Genomic DNA, 1,160 nt, shown 5'->3' on the forward strand with positions numbered 1-1,160 from the left:
GGAGTTCCTGCTGGAAGAGGCGCGCAGCCGGAGGGCACGGTCATGAGCATGGAACGCCTGATCCGCGAGGAGGCCCGCCTCATCCTGCTGCGGGCACTGGCGGGCGAGGTCAATGAGACCCTCAATTCCAGCCTGCTCACAGAGCAGCTGCGCACCTTCGGCATCAAGCGCGAGCGCGCCTGGGTGCATGGGGAGCTGGCCTATCTGGCCGAGATGGGCGCGGTCACTTTGGTGGAGGCGGGCAGCGTGAAGGTAGCCAGCCTCACCGGCCTCGGCCGCCGGCACCTGGACCGCGAGGCGGTGATCGAGGGCGTGAAGCGTCCGTCGCGGCCGGAGGCCTGACATGGCCGGCCGCGGGCGCCTCGACGCCATCGACCGCCTGCCGGACTGGGCGGATGAAGCCGTCAGCTGGGCCTTCACCGCCCTCAAGGATCGCAGCCTCACCCAGGTGGAGATCCTCGACGGCTTCAACGAGCGCCTGCGCGCCGCCGCCTGGGGCGAGGGCCTCACCGATCCCGACAAGATCCCGCAGGTGTCGCGCTCGTCCTTCAACCGCCGGGCCATGCGCCTCGCCACCGTCGGCCGGCGCCTGGAGGAGACCCGCGCCATCGCCGCCATCCTCACTCCCAAGTTCGAGGGCGAGACCGCCGAGCAGATCACGTTGCTGCTGTCCGAGACCATCAAGACCCTCACCTTCGAGATGCTGGAAGAGGCGGGTGAGCTGAAAGCGGACGGCGACACCGCCGAGATGCTGATGATGGCCTCGCGCGCCCTCAAGCATGCGGAGGAAGCCAAGCGGATCTCCGCCGACACCAAGTCCAAGATCCTCAAGGAGTTCACGGTGAAGGCCTCCAGCACGGTGGATGCGGTGGCCAAGGCCAAGGGCCTGTCGGCCGACACCGTGGACGCCATCAAGGCGCAGATCCTCGGCATCCGGGCCAAGCCATGAATGGCCTCTCTCTTAGCGGCGGGCCGGTGTCCGAGCAGGAGTGGGCGGAGGCGCGGCGGGCCAGCCTGTTCGCGCTGCCGCAGGCCCATGCGGCCGGGCGCCTGCCCAGCCTGCTGCTGCCCTATCAGGGCGCCGGCATCGACATCTTGGACGATCCGCGCACTCGCGTGCTGGTGGTCGAGAAGAGCCGGCGCATCGGCTACACCTGGGG

The 1,160-nt window shown here is 69.2% G+C and carries 2 protein-coding genes and 1 pseudogene; all 3 read left to right on the plus strand.

What is annotated here, in order from left to right; translation table 11 throughout:
• The first annotated feature begins 42 nt into the window (after positions 1-42).
• Positions 43-342 (plus strand): VpaChn25_0724 family phage protein, encoded by a 300-nt coding sequence (locus tag YU1_RS0125755; RefSeq protein WP_029006473.1) that lies wholly within the window; start codon positions 43-45, stop codon positions 340-342.
• A 1-nt stretch (position 343) separates the two neighbouring features.
• Positions 344-949: a DUF3486 family protein gene (locus YU1_RS0125760; RefSeq protein ID WP_029006474.1), complete on the plus strand. Its 606-nt coding sequence runs from the start codon at positions 344-346 to the stop codon at positions 947-949.
• Positions 946-1,160: pseudogene (locus tag YU1_RS31435) on the plus strand (hypothetical protein); the annotation flags it as partial. The gene YU1_RS0125760 and the pseudogene YU1_RS31435, both read left to right, overlap by 4 nt.

Origin of the sequence: Azorhizobium doebereinerae UFLA1-100 (assembly GCF_000473085.1) — a bacterium.
Lineage (GTDB): Bacteria > Pseudomonadota > Alphaproteobacteria > Rhizobiales > Xanthobacteraceae > Azorhizobium > Azorhizobium doebereinerae.

What these genes read in the sequence shown, in the direction of transcription:
- YU1_RS0125755 (WP_029006473.1), top strand. Translation starts at nt 43, where the DNA reads ATGAGCATGGAACGCCTGATCCGCGAGGAGGCCCGCCTCATCCTGCTG.
- YU1_RS0125760 (WP_029006474.1), top strand. Translation starts at nt 344, where the DNA reads ATGGCCGGCCGCGGGCGCCTCGACGCCATCGACCGCCTGCCGGACTGG.